This window comes from Alteromonas sp. R7, assembly GCF_055755235.1.
In genome coordinates, this window is the sequence record NZ_JBVTQX010000005.1 from 190,282 (window position 1) to 210,643 (window position 20,362).

Annotated in this window: 15 protein-coding genes and 1 tRNA gene; 2 read left to right on the forward strand and 14 right to left on the reverse strand. The window is 45.8% G+C overall.

All coding sequences use genetic code 11. The features are described 5' to 3' along the window. Positions 1 to 142: 142 nt before the first annotated feature. Positions 143 to 1,108, reverse strand: a complete 966-nt coding sequence (locus AC0J2X_RS10130) for an alpha/beta hydrolase fold domain-containing protein (RefSeq protein WP_069945089.1) — start codon at positions 1,106 to 1,108, stop codon at positions 143 to 145. Between the two features lie 403 nt (positions 1,109 to 1,511). Between AC0J2X_RS10130 and AC0J2X_RS10135 the strand changes: the two genes are divergently transcribed. After that, complete coding sequence (locus AC0J2X_RS10135) at positions 1,512 to 2,399, forward strand: TraB/GumN family protein (protein WP_069945090.1); 888 nt, start codon at positions 1,512 to 1,514, stop codon at positions 2,397 to 2,399. 244 nt (positions 2,400 to 2,643) lie between these two features. On the opposite strand, the gene tuf is transcribed toward AC0J2X_RS10135, so the two are convergent. The 10 genes from tuf to rplK all read right to left on the reverse strand — a co-directional run bounded on the left by tuf (position 2,644) and on the right by rplK (position 18,248). Further along, a complete protein-coding gene (tuf, locus tag AC0J2X_RS10140) occupies positions 2,644 to 3,828 on the reverse strand; it encodes an elongation factor Tu (RefSeq protein ID WP_014977498.1) in 1,185 nt (394 codons plus the stop codon). Positions 3,829 to 3,891: 63 nt separating this feature from the next. Then, the gene (gene fusA / locus AC0J2X_RS10145) at positions 3,892 to 5,994 is read right to left on the reverse strand and encodes an elongation factor G (RefSeq protein WP_014951035.1); all 2,103 of its coding nucleotides are present in this window, start codon (positions 5,992 to 5,994) and stop codon (positions 3,892 to 3,894) included. 27 nt (positions 5,995 to 6,021) lie between these two features. Continuing rightward, the gene (rpsG, locus tag AC0J2X_RS10150) at positions 6,022 to 6,492 is read right to left on the reverse strand and encodes a 30S ribosomal protein S7 (protein ID WP_014951036.1); all 471 of its coding nucleotides are present in this window, start codon (positions 6,490 to 6,492) and stop codon (positions 6,022 to 6,024) included. A gap of 75 nt (positions 6,493 to 6,567) precedes the next feature. Beyond that, positions 6,568 to 6,942 (reverse strand): 30S ribosomal protein S12, encoded by a 375-nt coding sequence (gene rpsL / locus AC0J2X_RS10155; RefSeq protein ID WP_014951037.1) that lies wholly within the window; start codon positions 6,940 to 6,942, stop codon positions 6,568 to 6,570. 309 nt (positions 6,943 to 7,251) lie between these two features. Further along, positions 7,252 to 11,424 (reverse strand): DNA-directed RNA polymerase subunit beta', encoded by a 4,173-nt coding sequence (gene rpoC / locus AC0J2X_RS10160; protein ID WP_039229319.1) that lies wholly within the window; start codon positions 11,422 to 11,424, stop codon positions 7,252 to 7,254. An 81-nt stretch (positions 11,425 to 11,505) separates the two neighbouring features. Beyond that, positions 11,506 to 15,534 carry a DNA-directed RNA polymerase subunit beta gene (gene rpoB / locus AC0J2X_RS10165; RefSeq protein ID WP_014977618.1) on the reverse strand — a complete coding sequence of 1,343 codons (4,029 nt, stop codon included), beginning with the start codon at positions 15,532 to 15,534 and terminating at the stop codon, positions 11,506 to 11,508. Positions 15,535 to 15,859: 325 nt separating this feature from the next. Next, a complete protein-coding gene (gene rplL, locus AC0J2X_RS10170; RefSeq protein WP_015068303.1) occupies positions 15,860 to 16,237 on the reverse strand; it encodes a 50S ribosomal protein L7/L12 in 378 nt (125 codons plus the stop codon). A 57-nt stretch (positions 16,238 to 16,294) separates the two neighbouring features. Then, the gene (gene rplJ, locus AC0J2X_RS10175) at positions 16,295 to 16,813 is read right to left on the reverse strand and encodes a 50S ribosomal protein L10 (RefSeq protein WP_014951041.1); all 519 of its coding nucleotides are present in this window, start codon (positions 16,811 to 16,813) and stop codon (positions 16,295 to 16,297) included. Between the two features lie 306 nt (positions 16,814 to 17,119). Further along, positions 17,120 to 17,815 (reverse strand): 50S ribosomal protein L1, encoded by a 696-nt coding sequence (gene rplA / locus AC0J2X_RS10180; RefSeq protein ID WP_014980521.1) that lies wholly within the window; start codon positions 17,813 to 17,815, stop codon positions 17,120 to 17,122. Between the two features lie 4 nt (positions 17,816 to 17,819). Further along, a complete protein-coding gene (rplK, locus tag AC0J2X_RS10185) occupies positions 17,820 to 18,248 on the reverse strand; it encodes a 50S ribosomal protein L11 (protein WP_014951043.1) in 429 nt (142 codons plus the stop codon). Positions 18,249 to 18,492: 244 nt separating this feature from the next. Between rplK and AC0J2X_RS10190 the strand changes: the two genes are divergently transcribed. After that, on the forward strand, positions 18,493 to 18,795 hold the full coding sequence (locus AC0J2X_RS10190) for a hypothetical protein (protein WP_061096048.1): 303 nt from the start codon (positions 18,493 to 18,495) through the stop codon (positions 18,793 to 18,795). A 345-nt stretch (positions 18,796 to 19,140) separates the two neighbouring features. Here AC0J2X_RS10190 and nusG read toward each other — a convergent pair whose 3' ends face one another. From nusG to AC0J2X_RS10205, 3 genes are all read right to left on the reverse strand, one after another. Next, positions 19,141 to 19,692 (reverse strand): transcription termination/antitermination protein NusG, encoded by a 552-nt coding sequence (gene nusG, locus AC0J2X_RS10195; RefSeq protein WP_014951044.1) that lies wholly within the window; start codon positions 19,690 to 19,692, stop codon positions 19,141 to 19,143. A 4-nt stretch (positions 19,693 to 19,696) separates the two neighbouring features. Beyond that, positions 19,697 to 20,074 carry a preprotein translocase subunit SecE gene (gene secE, locus AC0J2X_RS10200; RefSeq protein ID WP_014951045.1) on the reverse strand — a complete coding sequence of 126 codons (378 nt, stop codon included), beginning with the start codon at positions 20,072 to 20,074 and terminating at the stop codon, positions 19,697 to 19,699. 81 nt (positions 20,075 to 20,155) lie between these two features. Further along, positions 20,156 to 20,232, reverse strand: a tRNA-Trp gene (locus tag AC0J2X_RS10205). Positions 20,233 to 20,362: the final 130 nt, after the last annotated feature.

Here is a 20,362-nt window from a genome sequence, read left to right on the forward strand (position 1 = left end):
GCATATGCTTTTACAAATTTACACTAAACTGACAGTCAGAACTGATAAAACGCGGGTTGATTAAGAATAAGCACAAGCTTATATGGCTTTCTTTTTCATTGGCTAAAGGTGTTTTGTAACAGTATGGTTTTGTAGAATTGAGCTAGAGATTCTGTAAGAAAAATGCCCTTAGTTCATCATAAGTCATATAAGACTCTGGAGTTTCATGGGCAATGAGGTATTCGGCATGAGACAGTCCTTCCACAATCTCAAGTTGACTCGTACCGTTGAAATCGCGAATTTTTCTATGCAGACGGACTGCATCGCTTAAAAATAGATCGCGTGTTCCTGCCACGATGAAAACAGGCGGAAACGAAGTAAAGTCACCATAAATAGGCGAAACACTAGGGTGTGATAAGTCGATAGTTCCAGCGTAAAGCGCTGCCGCAGATTGTAGTAGCCCTTCGTAGGTAACCAGCACACGATCAGCACCTTCATTAACTTGTCGACTATCCCCTGCCTGCGTTAAGTCTACCCATGGTGTGCCTGTATAGATAGCGCAAGGAAGGCTTATACTCTCGGCGGCCAGTGACTGTACAAGTGCAAGAACCAGCCCGGCGCCTGCAGATGTCCCTCCAACGAGTATGCGACGACTGTCAACGCTATCTAAAAGCGCTAGGTATACAGCTTTTAAATCACAAAGCGCGGCAGGTGCTGGGGCATGTGGCGGCATAGCGTAATCTACACTCAATACGGTTATTCCTAACCGTGATGCAATCAATAACCCTTCTTCAATACTCGGCAAGCCGCCAAAAAATACATAGGCGCCCCCATGCACGTCTATATAAACATAGTTTTCAAAATGCGGTGACACCTCTTTCGGCGTGAGCTTACGAACTGTTACGCCGGCTATTTCCAGTAACTCCACACTGACACCTAATTGTTTACGCATGTTCTTTATTTTTTTCTTTTGCTGCGCATTTCGTTGCTGCACGAGCTCCCGCCAACTTGCAGCATCTTGAGGTACCGTTGCCTTAACCTCTGCGATAGGTGTCGTCGGAAATTTTTCGATAGCATGCTTAAGAGCATCACTAACGGTCTGTGTTTTTGGTTCGTTAGGTTTTGACATTATTTGCAGTGTTAAAGTTAATAAGCAGCGAGTTGGTGCCAAGAATGTATAAATCCTACCAGCCTACACCGAATATGGAGTGCATAGCGTAACGTATTCACTCGCCCGAAGCTTCAACATATAGTTTATACCAGTCCGCACAGATAATTACTCACTCAGCGAGAGTTAAAATGTTCGCGACCGCGGCGTGTTACCGCAGGTATAGTGGTTCTACATCAAGGTGACACAACAAAGTGTAATAAAATCTGTATTGAAGATCAGTCCTTACTTGGTTGTGCATCTGATATGATTGGAAATACTAGTCGAGCGCAGTGTGTTTTGGGGGCAGACAGGAAGAATTAAGCTGCATGTAGCCAATACACTGTAAGACATCTTGGTAGAATAATTAATAAGGATATATACAATGAAAAGAATACCCCTTCGTAAATGGGCAATGGCGGCAAGTTTCGCTATTTCGGCAACAGCCTTTGCAGGAAATGTAGAGCACGACCAGACCTCGGTTTGGAAAGTGTCGAAAGGCGATGATGCGGTTTATGTAGGTGGTACAATACATATTCTGCCAATCTCTGAATTTCCATTGCCCGCTACGTTCACTGAAACCTATGAAAAAAGTGACACTTTAGTTTTTGAAGTAAAAATGCCTGCCCCAACGGATATTGAAGGTCAGCAAAAAATGATGGCTGGGCTAGCTTACAAAGACGGTAAGTCGCTTAAAGATGATGTATCAGAAGAGACCTATCAGGCTCTCAATGTTTATTTAGCCAACTTTGGCGCAACAGCCGATCAGTTAGCGCAATTTAAGCCAGGCATGGTTGCATCAATGCTGGTAGCTATGGAAGCACAACGCTCTCAGCTAGCTGGACAAGGTGTAGATGCCTACTTCATGCAGTTAGCTGCTCGCGACGGAAAAGCCAGTGAATATCTGGAATCGTTAGATTTTCAAATCAGTATGCTTGCCAATATGGGAGCCGGTGAAGAAGACCGCCTCATTTCTGAAACTTTGGAAACGCTACCAGAGCTAAAAGACATGCTTAAAAGCACCATAAAAGCATGGAGAGAAGGGAATACTCAGAAAATCGATGAAGTGGTGGTAGACACATTCAAACGTGAGTCTCCCGCTTCGTACGACGATGTTTTTACTAAGCGCAACCAAAACTGGCTACCTCAAATCGAAGCCATGTTTGGCGATGATGACCAAGAATTTGTCTTAGTCGGTGCTGGCCACCTAGTTGGCGATGACAGTGTTATCGCCTTATTAAAGGCGAAAGGCTACAAAGTCGAGCAAATGTAACCCCCCTTGTTGCTACCGACCTAAATATCAAAGCTAGGCATAGCCCTAGCTTTTTTATGCCTATTACAGAGGGAAATCGCTCTCTAAACCTGACACCGCAGGGCTGCGGTATCGGAGCTCTTACATAAAAGCAAGGATGGGTTTACGGCGTGTTTCAGAGGGCACAACAATCACGAACTAAATCGCAGGCATAAAAAAAGCGCACCTAAGTGCGCTTTTTTTGGCTTGTGTTGCTAAGTCTAGATTAGTCTAGGATCTTAGATACAACACCAGCACCTACTGTACGACCACCTTCACGGATTGCGAAACGAAGACCTTCTTCCATCGCGATCGGAGCAATTAGCTCAACTTTGAATTTAAGGTTGTCACCAGGCATTACCATTTCTACGCCCTCTGGAAGCTCTACAGCACCAGTTACGTCAGTTGTACGGAAGTAGAACTGTGGACGGTAGCCTTTGAAGAATGGAGTATGACGGCCACCTTCATCTTTAGATAGTACGTATACTTCTGCTTCGAAGTTAACGTGTGGAGTGATTGAACCAGGCTTAGCTAGTACTTGACCACGTTCAACTTCATCACGCTTAGTACCACGTAGAAGAACACCAACGTTCTCACCTGCACGGCCTTCGTCAAGAAGCTTACGGAACATCTCAACACCAGTACAAGTAGTCTTAGTAGTATCTTTGATACCTACGATTTCTACTTCTTCACCAACCTTGATGATACCTTGCTCAACACGACCCGTTACAACTGTACCACGGCCTGAGATTGAGAATACGTCTTCGATTGGAAGAATGAACGGCTTGTCGATTGCACGCTCTGGCTCTGGGATGTATGAATCAAGCGCTTCACCAAGCTCGATGATTTTCTTTTCCCACTCTGCGTCGCCTTCAAGCGCTTTAAGAGCTGAACCTTGGATAACTGGTAGGTCATCACCTGGGAATTCGTATTCGTTAAGAAGTTCACGAACTTCCATTTCTACTAGCTCTAGAAGCTCTTCATCGTCAACCATGTCACACTTGTTCATGAATACGATGATGTAAGGAATACCAACCTGACGACCAAGTAGGATGTGCTCACGAGTTTGTGGCATAGGGCCATCAGTCGCAGCTACTACTAGGATACCACCGTCCATCTGAGCAGCACCAGTGATCATGTTTTTAACGTAATCAGCGTGTCCTGGGCAGTCTACGTGTGCGTAGTGACGAGTAGGAGTATCGTATTCTACGTGTGAAGTAGAGATGGTGATACCACGTGCTTTTTCTTCAGGCGCGTTATCGATTTGATCGAAAGCCTGTGCGTTACCACCGTAAGTCTTTGAAAGAACTGTAGTGATTGCTGCAGTTAGCGTAGTTTTACCGTGGTCAACGTGGCCGATTGTACCCACGTTTACGTGGGGTTTCGTACGTTCAAACTTTTCTTTTGCCATTTTTCTCGTTTCCTAAGTTAAAAGTCCGACCCACCAATAGACCGGACCGAACCTTCATTTAGATTAAATTCTAGATTCAATAATAGCCTGCGCCACATTGTTCGGCGCCTCAGAATAATTGAAGAACTCCATTGAGTATGAAGCACGACCTTGTGTTTGTGAACGCAAGTCAGTTGCGTAGCCAAACATTTCTGAAAGCGGCACTTTAGCACGTATTATTTTAACACCTGCGACGCCATCTTCCATACCTTCGATCATGCCGCGGCGACGATTAATGTCACCAACTACATCACCCATCCAGTCTTCTGGAGTAGTCACTTCAACTTTCATTGTGGGTTCAAGTAACACCGGATTTGCTTCTGCGGCGCCTTTTTTGAAACCCATAGAGCCGGCGATCTTAAACGCCATTTCAGAAGAGTCAACGTCGTGGTATGAACCGTCAAACAACGTAACCTTTACATCAAGTACTGGATACCCTGCAAGAACACCACTTCGCATCTGCTCCTGAATTCCTTTATCGACCGCTGGAATGAACTCTTTTGGTACCACACCACCGACGATTTCGTTCACAAATTCGTAGCCTGAACCTTCTTCTTGAGGCTCAATGCGCAGCCATACATGACCAAATTGGCCGCGGCCGCCTGACTGACGAACGAACTTCCCTTCAACTTCAACAGATTTACGAAGGGTTTCACGATAAGCAACCTGAGGGTTACCTACGTTACATTCAACTTTAAATTCGCGCTTCATGCGGTCGACAATGATATCAAGGTGAAGTTCACCCATACCTGAGATAATCGTCTGGCCAGTCTCGTCGTCAGTTTTTACTTTGAATGACGGATCTTCAGCTGCAAGCTTGCTTAGGGCTATGCCCATTTTCTCTTGGTCAGCTTGCGACTTAGGCTCAACCGCAATTGAAATTACCGGCTCTGGGAACTCCATACGCTCTAGCGTAATAACATGATTAGGGTCACAAAGCGTATCACCGGTTGTTACATCTTTAAGGCCAATGGCCGCAGCAATGTCACCTGCGCGTACTTCTTTAATTTCTTCACGGTCTTTCGCGTGCATTTGCACAATACGACCAAAGCGCTCACGCTTGCCCTTAACAGGGTTGTAAACCGTATCACCCGTGTTTACTACACCAGAGTAACAACGGAAGAAGGTTAGCGTACCCACAAATGGGTCGGTCGCTATTTTAAATGCTAGCGCTGAGAACGGCTCATCGTCGCTTGAATGACGCTCTGCTTCTGTCTCGTCTTTGTCGTCAAGTACACCAGTGATGGCCTTAACTTCTGTTGGAGACGGAAGATAATGAATAACAGAGTCTAGTACTGCCTGAACACCTTTGTTTTTGAAGGCACTGCCACAGGTGGCAAGAACAATTTCGTTGTTCAGCGTACGCTGACGAAGGCCTGAACGAATTTCTTCCTCAGAAAGCTCTTCACCTTCCAAGTATTTATTCATCAGCTCATCAGATGCTTCTGCAGCCGCTTCGATCATTTCGGTACGGTACTGCTCAGCGGTATCTAAATATTCAGCCGGAATGTCTTCATAGGTAAATGTCATACCCATGTCTTCTTCATTCCAGTTGATGGCTTTCATCTTCACAAGGTCGATGACGCCATGGAAATTCTCTTCAGCGCCCATGTTGATTTGAATCGGAACACAGTTTGCGCCTAAACGCTTGCGGATTTGACCCACAACACGTTCAAAATCAGCGCCAGCCCGGTCCATCTTATTAACGAACACAAGGCGTGGCACTTGATATTTGTCAGCCTGTCGCCAGACTGTCTCTGATTGAGGTTCTACCCCAGAAGACCCACAGAAAACAACAACTGCACCGTCTAGTACACGCAATGAACGCTCTACTTCGATAGTAAAGTCAACGTGTCCAGGGGTGTCGATGATGTTGATCCTGTGTTGATCGAACTGTTGCTCCATACCAGACCAGAAACAAGTCGTTGCAGCAGACGTGATAGTAATACCACGCTCCTGCTCTTGCTCCATCCAGTCCATGGTAGCAGCACCATCGTGCACTTCACCGATTTTGTGAGACAGTCCTGTATAAAACAGAACACGCTCTGTGGTCGTGGTTTTACCCGCGTCCACGTGAGCCACAATACCAATATTGCGATAACGCTCAATCGAGGTCTTACGAGGCATAAATCTCTCTCAGTTAAATAACGTTGATTACCAACGGTAGTGAGCAAACGCTTTGTTTGCTTCGGCCATACGGTGAACGTCTTCACGTTTCTTAACCGCTGAACCTTTATTATCTGCTGCGTCTAGCATTTCAGCCGCTAGGCGTTGTGCCATAGACTTTTCGCCACGTTTACGTGCAGCTTCAACCATCCAACGCATACCTAGCGCGTTACGACGAACTGGACGTACTTCAACTGGAACCTGATAAGTTGAACCACCAACACGACGAGACTTAACCTCTACTGTTGGGCGGATGTTATCAAGCGCTTCCTCGAAGATATCTAGGTGTGCTTTGCCGGTTTTTTCAGCAACAATATCAAGCGCACCGTAAACGATTTTTTCAGCGACTGACTTTTTGCCGTCGAGCATTACGACATTCATGAATTTCGCAAGCAGTTGTGAACCAAATTTTGGCTCTGGTAGGATTTTACGTTGACCTACGACTCTTCTTCTTGGCATTTTCTATTCTCCGTATGAATTCAGGGAAAACCCAAAACTCTTAAACTTCAGTTTGGCCTTACTAACGGAGAACCGTTATGACTTAGGCTTCTTCGCGCCGTACTTAGAACGGGCTTGTTTACGATCGTTTACACCTGCGCAGTCAAGAGTACCGCGAACTGTGTGATAACGAACACCTGGTAGATCTTTAACACGACCACCACGGATAAGTACTACACTGTGCTCTTGTAGGTTGTGACCTTCACCACCGATGTATGAAGAAACTTCAAAACCGTTAGTTAGACGTACACGACATACTTTACGTAGTGCAGAGTTTGGTTTCTTAGGCGTAGTAGTATATACACGAGTACATACACCACGTCTTTGTGGACAAGCTTGTAGAGCAGCTACGTTGCTTTTTTCAACGGGCTTTCTACGCGGCTTGCGCACTAACTGGTTAACTGTTGCCATTAACTAGCTCCTGATTAAAAACTACGAAAACCCAATCACTGTGATTGGGTCCATATTAATACGATTAATTGCTTAATCGCTCTTGTTTGTGAACATTGTGCTCGTCAACATTCACTGAGCGCTGATACAAAAAACCGCGACCGTTTATCGAGCCACTTATTGGCTATCCAAAATCGGGTCGCGGAATATTAAAGATCATCGCTCTGACTGTCAAGGTGTACAAAGGTTAAGCAGTTAATTTATCTGCAATCTGTACAACTGGACTGCCAAATTGTTAGGAGTACGTTAACGTACTCCTATGATCTTGCCTTATTCGGCAGTATCTTCGTCTGCACCAGCATTAAGCGCTTCGGTTAATGCCTGTTCTGCTTCAGCAGCAGACACTGACATTTCTTCGATTTGCTCTTTGCGACGTTGTGCACGGCGTTCGTGGTAAGCGAAACCTGTACCCGCTGGAATTAGACGACCAACGATTACGTTTTCTTTCAGACCGCGTAGGTCATCTTCTTTACCCTGAACCGCAGCTTCAGTTAGAACACGTGTTGTTTCTTGGAACGATGCCGCTGAGATAAATGACTCAGTAGACAGTGACGCTTTAGTGATACCAAGCAGTTGTGTTTCGTACTGCGCTGGGATCTTGCCGTGTTTTTCAATTTCACGGTTAGCCACTTTAACGTTCGATACTTCAACCTGTTCGCCTTCAAGGAACTGCGTATCGCCTGGATTAGTGATAATGCACTTACGTAGCATCTGACGGATAACTACTTCGATGTGCTTATCGTTAATCTTAACACCCTGTAGACGGTATACTTCCTGAACTTCGTTCACGATGTAGTTTGCTACTGCTGAGATACCACGTAGACGTAGGATATCGTGCGGAGACTCTGGACCATCGGCGATAACTTCGCCTTTTTCCACTTTCTCACCTTCGAATACGTTAAGCTGACGCCACTTAGGAATCATCTCTTCGTATGCGTCACCCTCAGCAGGTGTAATTACAAGACGCTTCTTACCTTTGGTCTCTTTACCGAAGCCGATAGTACCTGAGATTTCTGCAAGGATTGCAGGCTCTTTAGGCTTACGTGCTTCAAATAGGTCCGCAACGCGCGGTAGACCACCCGTGATATCACGAGTCTTCGAGCTTTCTTGAGGAATACGTGCTAGCACGTCACCTTCGTTAGCCACTTTGCCTTCTTTCGCTTCGATGGTTGTGAAGCTTGGAAGACGAATTTCTTGAAGACCGAACTCGTCGCTTTCAAGAATTAGCTTAGGCTCTTTAGAGTTTACTTTCGCAAGGTCTTTAACAACGATACGGGTTAGACCAGTAAGCTCGTCTTGCTGCATTTCGGTGTTAGAGTCATCAATGTCTGCGAAGCTAATCTTAGCTGCTCGTTCAGTGATGATTGGGTGACTATGCGGATCCCAGTTAGCAACAACGTCGCCAGCTGCAATAGTTGCACCGTCATCCACGCTAAGTACAGCACCGTAAGGTACTTTATAGCGCTCTTTCTCACGGCCTTGCTCGTCGATAACAGTAAGTTCTGTTGAACGAGAAACGATAACCACTTTGCCGTCAGAGTTACGTACGAACTTCGCATTGTGTAGCTTAAGGCTACCCGCCGTCTTAACTTGTACGCTGTTCTCAGCAGATGCTCTTGATGCCGCACCACCGATGTGGAACGTACGCATGGTAAGCTGTGTACCTGGCTCACCGATTGACTGTGCTGCAATAACACCAACCGATTCACCGCTACCCACCATGTGACCACGAGCAAGGTCACGACCGTAACACTTAGCACAAACACCGAAGTCGTTGTCACAAGTGATTACCGAGCGAACCATGATTTGGTCAACTGAGTTAGCTTCAAGCATGTCTACTAACGCTTCGTCTAGAAGAACGTTACGCTCTACTAGCACTTCGTTAGTACCTGGCTTAAGTACATCTTCTGCTACCACACGACCTAGTACACGCTCGCGTAGTGGTTCAACAACGTCACCACCTTCGATTAGTGGTGTCATTTGAACACCTTCGAATGTGCCACAGTCGTCGTTAGTGATTACCAAGTCTTGTGCAACGTCTACTAGACGACGCGTTAGGTAACCCGAGTTAGCTGTCTTAAGTGCGGTATCCGCAAGACCTTTACGAGCACCGTGAGTGGAGATGAAGTACTGTAGTACGTTCAGACCTTCACGGAAGTTCGCCGTAATTGGGGTTTCGATGATTGAGCCATCTGGCTTAGCCATCAGACCACGCATACCAGCTAGCTGACGAATCTGAGCGGCACTACCACGAGCACCCGAGTCGGCCATCATGTAAACAGAGTTAAATGATGATTGCTCTTCTTCTTCGCCATCGCGGTTAATTACGATGTCAGTCTTAAGGTTATCCATCATGGCTTTAGCAACTTTTTCGTTGGCATTTGACCAGATATCGATAACTTTGTTGTAACGCTCACCCGCGGTAACAAGACCGTTTTGGAACTGTTCCTGAATTTCGATAACTTCTGCTTCTGCTGCGTCGATGATGTCTTTCTTAGCAGCAGGGATAACCATATCGTCGATACCAACAGACGCACCCGCGATCATCGCGTAGTGGAAACCGGTATACATGATTTGGTCAGCAGCAATTACTGTGTCTTTCAAACCTAGCGTACGGTAACAAGCATTCAATAGTCTTGAAATTTGCTTCTTGCCCATCGCTTGGTTGATGATTTCAAACGGCAGACCCTTAGGAAGGATCAATGAGAAAATCGCACGACCAACAGTAGTGTCAGTTAGCGTTACTTTCTCAGTTTTGTTGCCATCTTCATCGATGTCGTATTCAGTAATACGTACTTTAACGCGAGAGTGAAGCTCAGCATTACCTGTACGGTATGCTTTTTCTGCTTCATTCGGGCTGGTGAATACCATGCCTTCGCCTAAGCCGTTTACTTTGTCACGCGTTAGGTAGTAAAGACCCAATACAACGTCCTGTGAAGGTACGATAATTGGCTCACCGTTCGCAGGTGACAGAATGTTGTTCGTTGACATCATAAGTGCACGTGCTTCTAGCTGTGCTTCGATTGTCAACGGAACGTGTACCGCCATTTGGTCACCATCGAAGTCGGCGTTGTACGCCGCACACACTAGCGGGTGAAGCTGAATCGCTTTACCTTCGATTAGTGTTGGTTCGAATGCTTGGATACCCAAACGGTGAAGTGTAGGTGCACGGTTAAGTAGTACCGGGTGTTCGCGGATAACGTCGTCTAGTACGTCCCAAACCTCTGGTGCTTCGCGCTCTACAAGCTTCTTAGCAGCTTTAATTGTTGTCGCAAGACCACGACCTTCAAGCTTACCGTAGATAAACGGTTTGAATAGCTCAAGTGCCATCTTCTTAGGAAGACCACACTGGTGAAGACGTAGCGTAGGACCAACGGTAATTACAGAACGGCCTGAGTAGTCAACACGCTTACCAAGAAGGTTTTGACGGAAACGACCTTGCTTACCTTTGATCATGTCTGCAAGTGACTTAAGTGGACGCTTGTTAGAACCCGTAATCGCACGACCACGACGTCCGTTATCTAGAAGCGCATCAACAGACTCTTGAAGCATACGCTTTTCGTTGCGTACGATGATGTCTGGAGCAGCTAGGTCTAGAAGACGCTTAAGACGGTTGTTACGGTTAATTACACGACGGTAAAGGTCGTTAAGGTCAGACGTTGCAAAACGGCCGCCATCTAGTGGTACTAGAGGACGTAAATCTGGTGGAAGTACCGGAAGAACCGTCATGATCATCCACTCTGGCTTGTTGCCAGACTGTTGGAATGACTCAAGCAACTTAAGACGCTTAGTAATTTTCTTACGCTTAGTTTCAGAGTTGATTGAAGGCAGCTCTTCACGCATAGCCGCAACGTCTGCGTCTACGTCTAGTGCTGTAAGAAGATCGAATACTGCTTCAGCACCCATCTTCGCTTCAAACTCATCACCGTGCTCTTCAAGTGCATCCAAGTATTCTTCTTCGTTAAGAAGTTGGCTGCGCTCAAGCGTAGTCATACCTGGCTCTGTAACCACGTATGATTCAAAGTAAAGTACACGTTCAATATCACGAAGTGTCATATCTAGCATTAGGCCGATACGAGACGGAAGTGATTTAAGGAACCAGATGTGTGCTACCGGGCTAGCTAGCTCGATGTGACCCATACGCTCACGACGTACTTTAGTCAGTGTAACTTCAACGCCACACTTCTCACAGATAACACCACGGTGCTTAAGGCGCTTGTACTTACCGCAAAGACACTCGTAGTCTTTAACCGGACCAAAGATACGCGCACAGAACAGACCGTCACGCTCAGGCTTGAACGTACGGTAGTTAATTGTTTCAGGCTTTTTAACTTCACCGAATGACCATGAACGGATCATGTCAGGTGAAGACAGACCGATTCGAATATTATCGAATTCTTCAGTCTTGTTTTGTTGCTTTAGAAACTTTAATAAGTCTTTCACATTACTCTCCCAGCGGAGTCAGTCTCTAGAGCCCGGCGCAAGCGCCGGGCCATCTCATAACATTACGTGGCTAACGCCGTATTACTTTTCTTCAAGCTCGATGTTGATACCCAACGAGCGAATTTCTTTAAGTAGTACGTTGAATGACTCTGGCATGCCAGGTTCCATTCTGTGGTCGCCATCGACGATGTTCTTGTACATCTTGGTACGGCCGTTAACGTCATCCGACTTAACGGTAAGCATTTCTTGAAGGGTATATGCTGCACCGTATGCTTCAAGTGCCCACACTTCCATCTCACCGAAGCGCTGACCACCGAACTGCGCTTTACCACCAAGAGGCTGCTGTGTAACAAGGCTGTAAGAACCAGTAGAACGCGCGTGCATTTTGTCGTCTACTAAGTGGTTCAGTTTCAGCATGTACATGTAACCAACCGTAACTGGACGCTCAAATTCGCGACCGGTACGACCGTCAAACAAAGCAATCTGACCGCTTTCTGGAATATCAGCAAGCTTCAGCATTTCTTTGATTTCAGATTCACGAGCACCGTCAAATACAGGTGTTGCTACTGGAACACCCTTACGAAGGTTTTCCGCTAGACGACGAACTTCGTGGTCTGTGAAGCTATCGATGTCTACTTCTTGGTGATTCTCACCAAGCTCGTACACCTTCTTCAGGAAGTCACGTAGTTCAGCCAGCTCGCGCTGCTCTTTAATCATGCGATCAATCTTCACACCAAGACCGTGTGCAGCCATACCCAAGTGCGTTTCTAGGATCTGACCGATGTTCATACGAGACGGTACACCTAGTGGGTTAAGAACGATATCTACCGGCGTACCGTTAGCATCGTATGGCATGTCTTCTACAGGCTGGATAGTCGAGATAACACCTTTGTTACCGTGACGACCGGCCATTTTATCACCCGGTTGGATGTGACGTTTAACCGCAAGGTAAACCTTAACGATCTTAAGCACACCAGGGGCTAGATCATCGCCTTGAGTGATCTTGCGACGCTTACCTTCAAACTTCTTATCGAAATCAAGTTTGATTTCAGCATGCTGATCAGCGATTTGGTCTAGCTCTAGCTGTGCATCTTCACTGTTAAGTGCGATTTCAAACCACTTTTCACGCGGCAGGCTGTCAAGCTTAGCTTGGTCAACACCAGCACGTAGTAGTGCAGTTTGTGCACGTGCGAAGATACCGTCTGCAAGAATTTCGAACTCGTCAGTAAGGTCTTTCTTAACCTGACGTAGCTGCATATCTTCAATTTCTAGCGCACGCTTGTCTTTCTCTACACCGTCACGGGTAAATACTTGAACGTCGATTACCGTACCGTGAACAGAGTTAGGTACACGTAGAGACGTATCTTTAACGTCAGACGCTTTCTCACCGAAGATTGCACGTAGTAGTTTTTCTTCTGGCGTAAGCTGCGTTTCACCTTTAGGCGTTACTTTACCTACAAGGATGTCACCGCCTTTCACTTCCGCACCAATGTAAACAACACCTGACTCATCAAGCTTGCTTAGTGCAGATTCACCCACGTTCGGGATATCAGAAGAAATTTCTTCTGGCCCAAGCTTAGTATCACGAGCGATACAGCTAAGCTCTTGAATGTGGATAGTAGTAAAACGGTCTTCCTGCGCTACACGCTCAGAAATAAGGATTGAATCCTCAAAGTTGTAACCATTCCACGGCATGAACGCGATACGCATGTTCTGACCAAGTGCAAGGTCACCTAGGTCTGTTGAAGGACCATCAGCTAGCACGTCGCCTGCAACAATCGGGTCGCCAACACTACAAGTAGGCTTCTGATTGATACACGTGTTTTGGTTAGAACGAGTGTACTTAGTCAGGTTGTAGATATCGATACCTGCTTCACCTGGAAGCATTTCATCTTCGTCTACTTTAATAACGATACGGCTGGCATCTACGTAATCAACCACACCACCGCGCTTAGCAACTACAGTAACACCTGAGTCAACCGCGATAGTTCTTTCCATACCGGTACCAACTAGCGGCTTATCAGCGCGTAGTGTAGGTACTGCCTGACGTTGCATGTTCGCACCCATAAGTGCACGGTTCGCATCATCGTGCTCTAGGAATGGGATAATGCTTGCAGCAATTGAAACGATTTGCTGAGGTGAAACGTCCATGTACTTGATGTCTTCTTTCGGCATCAAGGTAGTTTCACCGCGGTGACGACATGGAATTAGGTCGTCAACCAACTCGCCTGCTTCAGTCAACGCGATGTTTGCCTGAGCGATTGCGAATTGACCTTCTTCAATTGCAGATAAGTAATCGATTTCGTCTGTTACCACACCGTCTACAATGCGACGGAACGGCGTTTCTAGAAAACCGAAGTCATTGGTACGCGCGAAGCTTGCCAATGAGTTAATTAGACCGATGTTCGGGCCTTCCGGCGTTTCGATTGGACATAGACGACCGTAGTGAGTCGGGTGTACGTCTCGAACTTCGAAGCCTGCACGTTCACGTGTAAGACCACCCGGGCCTAATGCAGAAATACGACGCTTATGCGTTACTTCTGATAGCGGGTTGTTTTGGTCCATGAACTGAGAAAGCTGAGATGAACCGAAGAACTCTTTAACCGCAGCCGAGATAGGCTTAGCGTTAATAAGATCTTGTGGCATCACGTTGTCTAGGTCGCCTAAGCTTAGACGCTCTTTAACTGCACGCTCAACACGTACAAGACCAACGCGGAATTGGTTTTCTGCCATTTCACCTACAGAACGGATACGACGGTTACCTAGGTGATCGATGTCATCTACTTCGTCTTTACCGTCACGAATCATTATTAGCTGCTTCATTACAGAAATAATGTCTTCTTTATCTAGTGTACCAGCACCAATAAGTTCTTCACGGCCAAGACGGCGGTTGAACTTCATGCGGCCAACAGAAGATAGGTCGTAACGTTCATCAGAGAAGAACAAGTTATCGAACAAGGTTTCAGCTGCATCTTTCGTTGGTGGCTCACCAGGACGCATCATACGGTAAATTTCAACTAGTGCTTCAAGGCGGTTAGTTGAAGAATCGATACGTAGCGTATCTGAAATGTATGAACCGTGATCTAGCTCGTTGATGTAAAGCGTTTCGAACTCTTTGATACCCGCTTGGCTAAGTGCCGCTAGGTTTTCAAGGGTTAGTTCGTCGTTCGCGCTTACAATCACTTCGCCTGTGTCTTCGTTTACATAAGTAGCTGCGTAAACACGGCCAATTAGGTAATCGGCTGGAACTTCAAGTTCTGTAAGACCGGCTTTTTCTAGTGCACGCGTGTGGCGCGCAGAAATACGACGACCCGTTTCAACAACAACGTTGCCTTCACCGTCAATGATATCAAAAGCAGCCGTCTCACCACGTAGGCGATCTGGAACCACTTCCATCATTAGTTTGTCTTTGTCGATACGTACGCTTACTTTGTCGAAGAAAGTATCTAGGATTTCTTCAGACGTCATTTCAAGTGCGCGTAAGATAATCGTTGCAGGCAACTTACGACGACGGTCGATACGTACGAATAGGTTATCTTTCGGGTCAAACTCGAAGTCTAACCACGAACCACGGTAAGGAATTACACGTGCGTTATAAAGCACTTTACCTGACGAGTGGGTTTTACCTTTGTCGTGATCAAAGAATACACCAGGTGAACGGTGTAGCTGTGACACGATAACACGCTCTGTACCATTGATAACGAACGTACCGTTCTCAGTCATCAACGGGATCTCGCCCATGTACACTTCTTGTTCTTTAATATCTTTTACGGTACCTGGCGCAGCGTCTTTATCGAACAACACTAACCGTAGTTTTACTCTTAACGGAGCAGAGAAAGTTACGCCGCGAATTTGACATTCTTTAACGTCGAAAACGGGCTCTCCCAGGCGGTAGCTTACATACTGAAGCTCTGAACTACCTGAGTAGCTTTTAATTGGAAAAACGGAACGAAATGCTGCTTCCAAACCGTATTGAGCATCTGCATCGATCTCAATAAACTTTTTGAAAGAATCAAGCTGAATTGAAAGAAGGTATGGAATTTCCAATACCTGTGGGCGTTTGCCAAAATCCTTACGGATACGTTTCTTTTCGCTATAAGAGTAAACCATGGGTTCCTCAGCCTGCTGATTTATGACCCAACCTGCTGCAAAATGCTTTAAAACGCGTGCTATGGGCTAAAAGCTACGTTTCAAATGGCGCACTAAGCAACAAACTTCCACAACCCTTTTTCGGGCAGATACACCAGCATACAACAAAATTTAACCAATTATTAGTTAACTTGTTGGATTTTTATGCTTTTTATGGGTATTTCCGAATGGCGCTTTAAGTAGTGTAACCAAGGGTTAGATTCTACACACTATACAGCGCAAAAAGGCTGGTGGTTTAAAAAACCACCAGCCTTGCCGTCTCAGGCAATAATCTGACTATGTCAGATTACTTGATTTCTACTTCTGCACCAGCTTCTTCAAGCTCTTTCTTAAGTGCTTCAGCTTCATCTTTGCTTACGCCTTCTTTGATAGCTTTAGGAGCAGACTCAACTACTTCTTTAGCTTCTTTAAGACCTAGGCCAGTCGCGCCGCGAACTGCTTTGATAACTGCAACTTTGTTGCCACCGAATGAAGTCATTACAACGTCGAATTCAGTCTTTTCTTCTGCAGCAGCAGCGTCACCGCCAGCAGCTGGACCAGCAACAGCAACAGCAGCTGCAGCAGATACGTTGAATTTTTCTTCAGCCGCTTCGATTAGTTCAACCAGTTCCATTACTGGCATTTCAGCGATTGCGTTTAAGATATCTTCTTTAGTTAGAGCCATGTTCTCTAAACTCCTGGGTATAAAATGTTAAAAAAATCAATATGCCAAAAACGCCAATTACTTGGTGTCTTTGACCGCCGCCAATACGCGCACAAACTTGCCAGGAACTTCGTTGATTGTTTGAACGAATTTCCCAACTGGTGCTTTGAAGGTTGCAAGTAGTTTCGCAAGCGCTTCGTCGCGGGTAGGTAGTGCTGCAACTGCGTCCAATTTCTCTGGACCAAGAAGACCGCTACCAATAGATAGTGCTGTAACTTTTAGCTTATCGTTAGTCTTACCGAAGTCTTTGAAAAGACGTGCCGCACCGCCTGGTGCGTCGATAGAGAAACCATAGATAAGCGGACCAGTTAAGGCGCTGTCTAAGTCTGCAAATTGACTGTCTGCTAGAGCACGCTTTGCAAGTGTGTTACGTACAACCTTTAGGTATACGCCTTGCTCACGAGCTTTAACACGTAGGTCAGTCAGTTCTGCAACTTCCATCCCACGGTATTCAGCAACGGCTACGGATAGAGCGCGAGACGCAACTTCAGAAACTTCTGCTACGATCTCTTTTTTTGCTGCTAAACCTAGTGCCACTGAGTTCACCTCTTTGTATCTGACTTTGTTTGCGGTTACCCGCTTACGCCGTCAGGGTTCACAGATTGATACCAACCCTCATGGTTGATACCGCTCTACGGTGTTTGTTACCCCAGAGAGTCTGAGTCAAACCACCGTCTGCGCAGGTTGTTGTATTAAGCAGTGTGTTGACTGTGAAAGTTCTCTTACCTCTTTCACCACACCGCACCTGCGGTCTAGGACGGGAGCTGCTTATTAGCACTGCTAATTGTCACAGCTCCAACCCATAACCTTTAAGAGATTTCGATAAGCCTAAGCTCAGCGAAATTAAAGACCTACAGAAGCCTTATCAAGAGCAACACCAGCACCCATTGTAGTGCTTAGGCTGATCTTCTTGATGTATGTACCTTTCGCAGAAGAAGGCTTAGCTTTCTTCAATGCTTCAAGTAGCGCTTCAAGGTTTTCTTGTATTTGGTTCGCTTCGAACGCAATCTTACCGATGCTAGCGTGGATGATACCGTTCTTATCGTTACGGTAGCGTACCTGACCAGCTTTAGCGTTCTTAACTGCCGTTGCAACGTCAGGCGTTACAGTGCCAGTTTTTGGGTTAGGCATAAGGCCGCGTGGACCTAAGATTTGACCTAGTTGACCAACAACACGCATCGCGTCTGGGCTAGCAACTACTACGTCAAAGTTCATTTCGCCTTTCTTAACTTGCTCAGCTAAGTCGTCCATACCAACGATGTCTGCACCAGCTTCTTTAGCTGCTTCAGCATTTGCACCTTGAGTGAATACTGCAACGCGAACGTCTTTACCAGTACCGTTAGGTAGTACAGTTGCACCACGAACGTTTTGGTCAGATTTCTTCGCATCGATACCAAGGTTAACAGATACGTCTACGCTTTCTGCGAACTTAGCTGTTGCTAGTTCTTTAAGAAGCGCTACTGCTTCGTTGATTTCGTACTCTTTAGTAGAGTCAACTTTGTCGCGGATTACGCGAGCGCGTTTAGTTAATTTAGCCATTCGATTAGTCCTCTACGTTCAAGCCCATTGAGCGAGCAGAACCCGCGATAGTGCGTACCGCTGCATCTAGATCAGCTGCAGTAAGGTCTGGCTCTTTAGTTTTAGCAATCTCTTCCAACTGAGCGCGAGTAACTTTACCCACTTTTTCAGTGTTAGGACGGCCAGAACCACTCTTGATGCCCGCTGCTTTCTTAAGCAGGTAAGACGCAGGAGGAGTCTTAGTTTCGAATGTGAAAGAGCGATCTTCGTATACAGTAATTTCTACTGGTACTGGAGCGCCTTTCTCAAGGCTTTCTGTTTTCGCGTTGAAAGCCTTACAGAATTCCATGATGTTTACACCGTGTTGACCTAGTGCAGGACCAACTGGTGGACTTGGGTTAGCAGCACCTGCTGCAACCTGAAGCTTGATAATACCGCTTACTTTTTTAGCCATTTTACATGCTCTCTTGTTTGGGTCTAACGCCTCGCAAATACAGAGATTATTTGCTCAATCGGCTTCCCGTTTCCGTTTAAAAGGGCGCGCATTATATAAGGTGATTAATTACTATGCAAGGGCTATTTAGAATAAAAAACCATCGAAAGGTCAGTATTTTTCATAGGCAAAGTGAATCAGAGTTAAGTTGGCTTTACGCACACTGTGTGAAGCCCATCATTTATTTTGAAAGGATAATCAAACAATGGAAAAACCTACAGAATTAAACAATCATGAGATCTCAAATGTTTCTGGTGCACTTTGGGCCAATGCTTTAGGCGCTATAGCCGGAGGCATAGGTGGTTTCTACGGGGCAATTATTGGTGGCGGGCGTAACGCATCGTTCAGTACCATCGCTACAGGAACACTTGCCGGAATGGGTGCAGGCGCTTTAAGTCCGGTTAAAGGTTTCAGCTCTCTCGCAACATCCGTAGGTGGTGGGTTAGTTTCGGGCGCTATAGCAAATTTGGCGTCGGATCTAGAGGGTTTAGAAACAACAGATGAGTGAAGGTCTAATTTAAAATGGTAGATATCGGAACGGTGTTCATTTGGGTCATGGTAGTTTGTGGAATGAACCTAATCTTAAAACGTGCGCTGGGCGTCAGATTTTGGGACTCTTTTACAAAGAGCGATAAAGTCTCTGAAAAAACCGCAACAATATTGCAGTTTATGTTTATGTTTCTTTCGCTTATTAGCTGTTATTTCTGGCTTATTTAGGTCAAGAGGATGCTACGTTGTAGTAACATGCAAATTTTTATAAATATTCACCGCTCTCCTTTTATCGTTATCTAGATACAAAAAAGCCCCGTCAAACGGGGCTTTTTAAAAATACTATACGGTAGCTTGAATAGGCTTAGCCTTTTTCTACCTGACCAAATTCTAGGTCTACTGGAGTAGAACGACCGAAGATAAGCACCGATACTTTTACGCGGCTCTTTTCGTAGTCTACTTCTTCTACCACACCGTTGAAGTCTGCAAATGGGCCATCGATAACGCGAATAACTTCGCCTGGCTCGAACAGCGTCTTTGGTCTTGGCTTATCAACGTTTTCTTCAAGACGATTTAAGATAGCGTCAGCTTCTTTCTGCGTGATTGGCATAGGACGGTCAGATGTGCCGCCGATGAAACCAAGTACGCGAGGTACGCTTTTCACTAAGTGCCATGACTCTTCCGTCATCGCCATTTCTACCAATACATAACCTGGGTAGAACTTACGCTCAGACTTACGCTTTTGACCAGCACGCATTTCTACTACTTCTTCTGTTGGTACTAGTACCTGACCGAAGTAGTCTTCCATGTTGTGCATCTTGATGTATTCAAGCAGGGTCTTCTTAACGCGAGACTCATATTGTGAATAGGCTTGAACTACGTACCATCTTTTCTTTACTGCTTCTTCTTCAGACATACGGTTATGCTCCTATTCCTGTAATAAAGCCAACTACACGAACGATGATGCCGTCTAGTCCCCATAAAATTAGTGCCATAATTAACGTCGCTGCAAGCACGATAAGTGTAGTTTGGTTCGCCTCTTGGCGAGTTGGCCACACAACCTTGCGAACTTCTGTGCGAGACTCTTTAGCGAAGCTCAAGAAGGTGCTACCTTTTTCGGTAGTTGCCGCGATGAAACCAGCTATACCAACAACTACAACAATTGCGATGGCACGGTATAGTACCGAGATCTCACCGTACATTGTATTAGCGGTTACTAAACCGGCAAGTAGTGCAAAAACCACTACCCATTTAAACATGTCCAATGCATTGGACTGATTTTCCGTCTTTTCGCTCATGTTACGATCCTAGCACTACAGCGTCGTTGTTTTACGCATCTAAAAAATGCGCAACTTAAAAATTCTTAGTTTAAGTAAATTTGGCAGGGGTGGAGGGACTCGAACCCCCAACCATCGGTTTTGGAGACCGCTGTTCTACCAATTCGAACTACACCCCTGTGGTGTCGATAAGACAAAATTTACTTACACTGCCCTTGTGAGTTGTGCGTCTTTTCTAAGGAAAGTGCGGTATCGCAAGGGAGGGACGCGTATTATACTTAACCACTTTCAAGATACAAGCGGTTTATC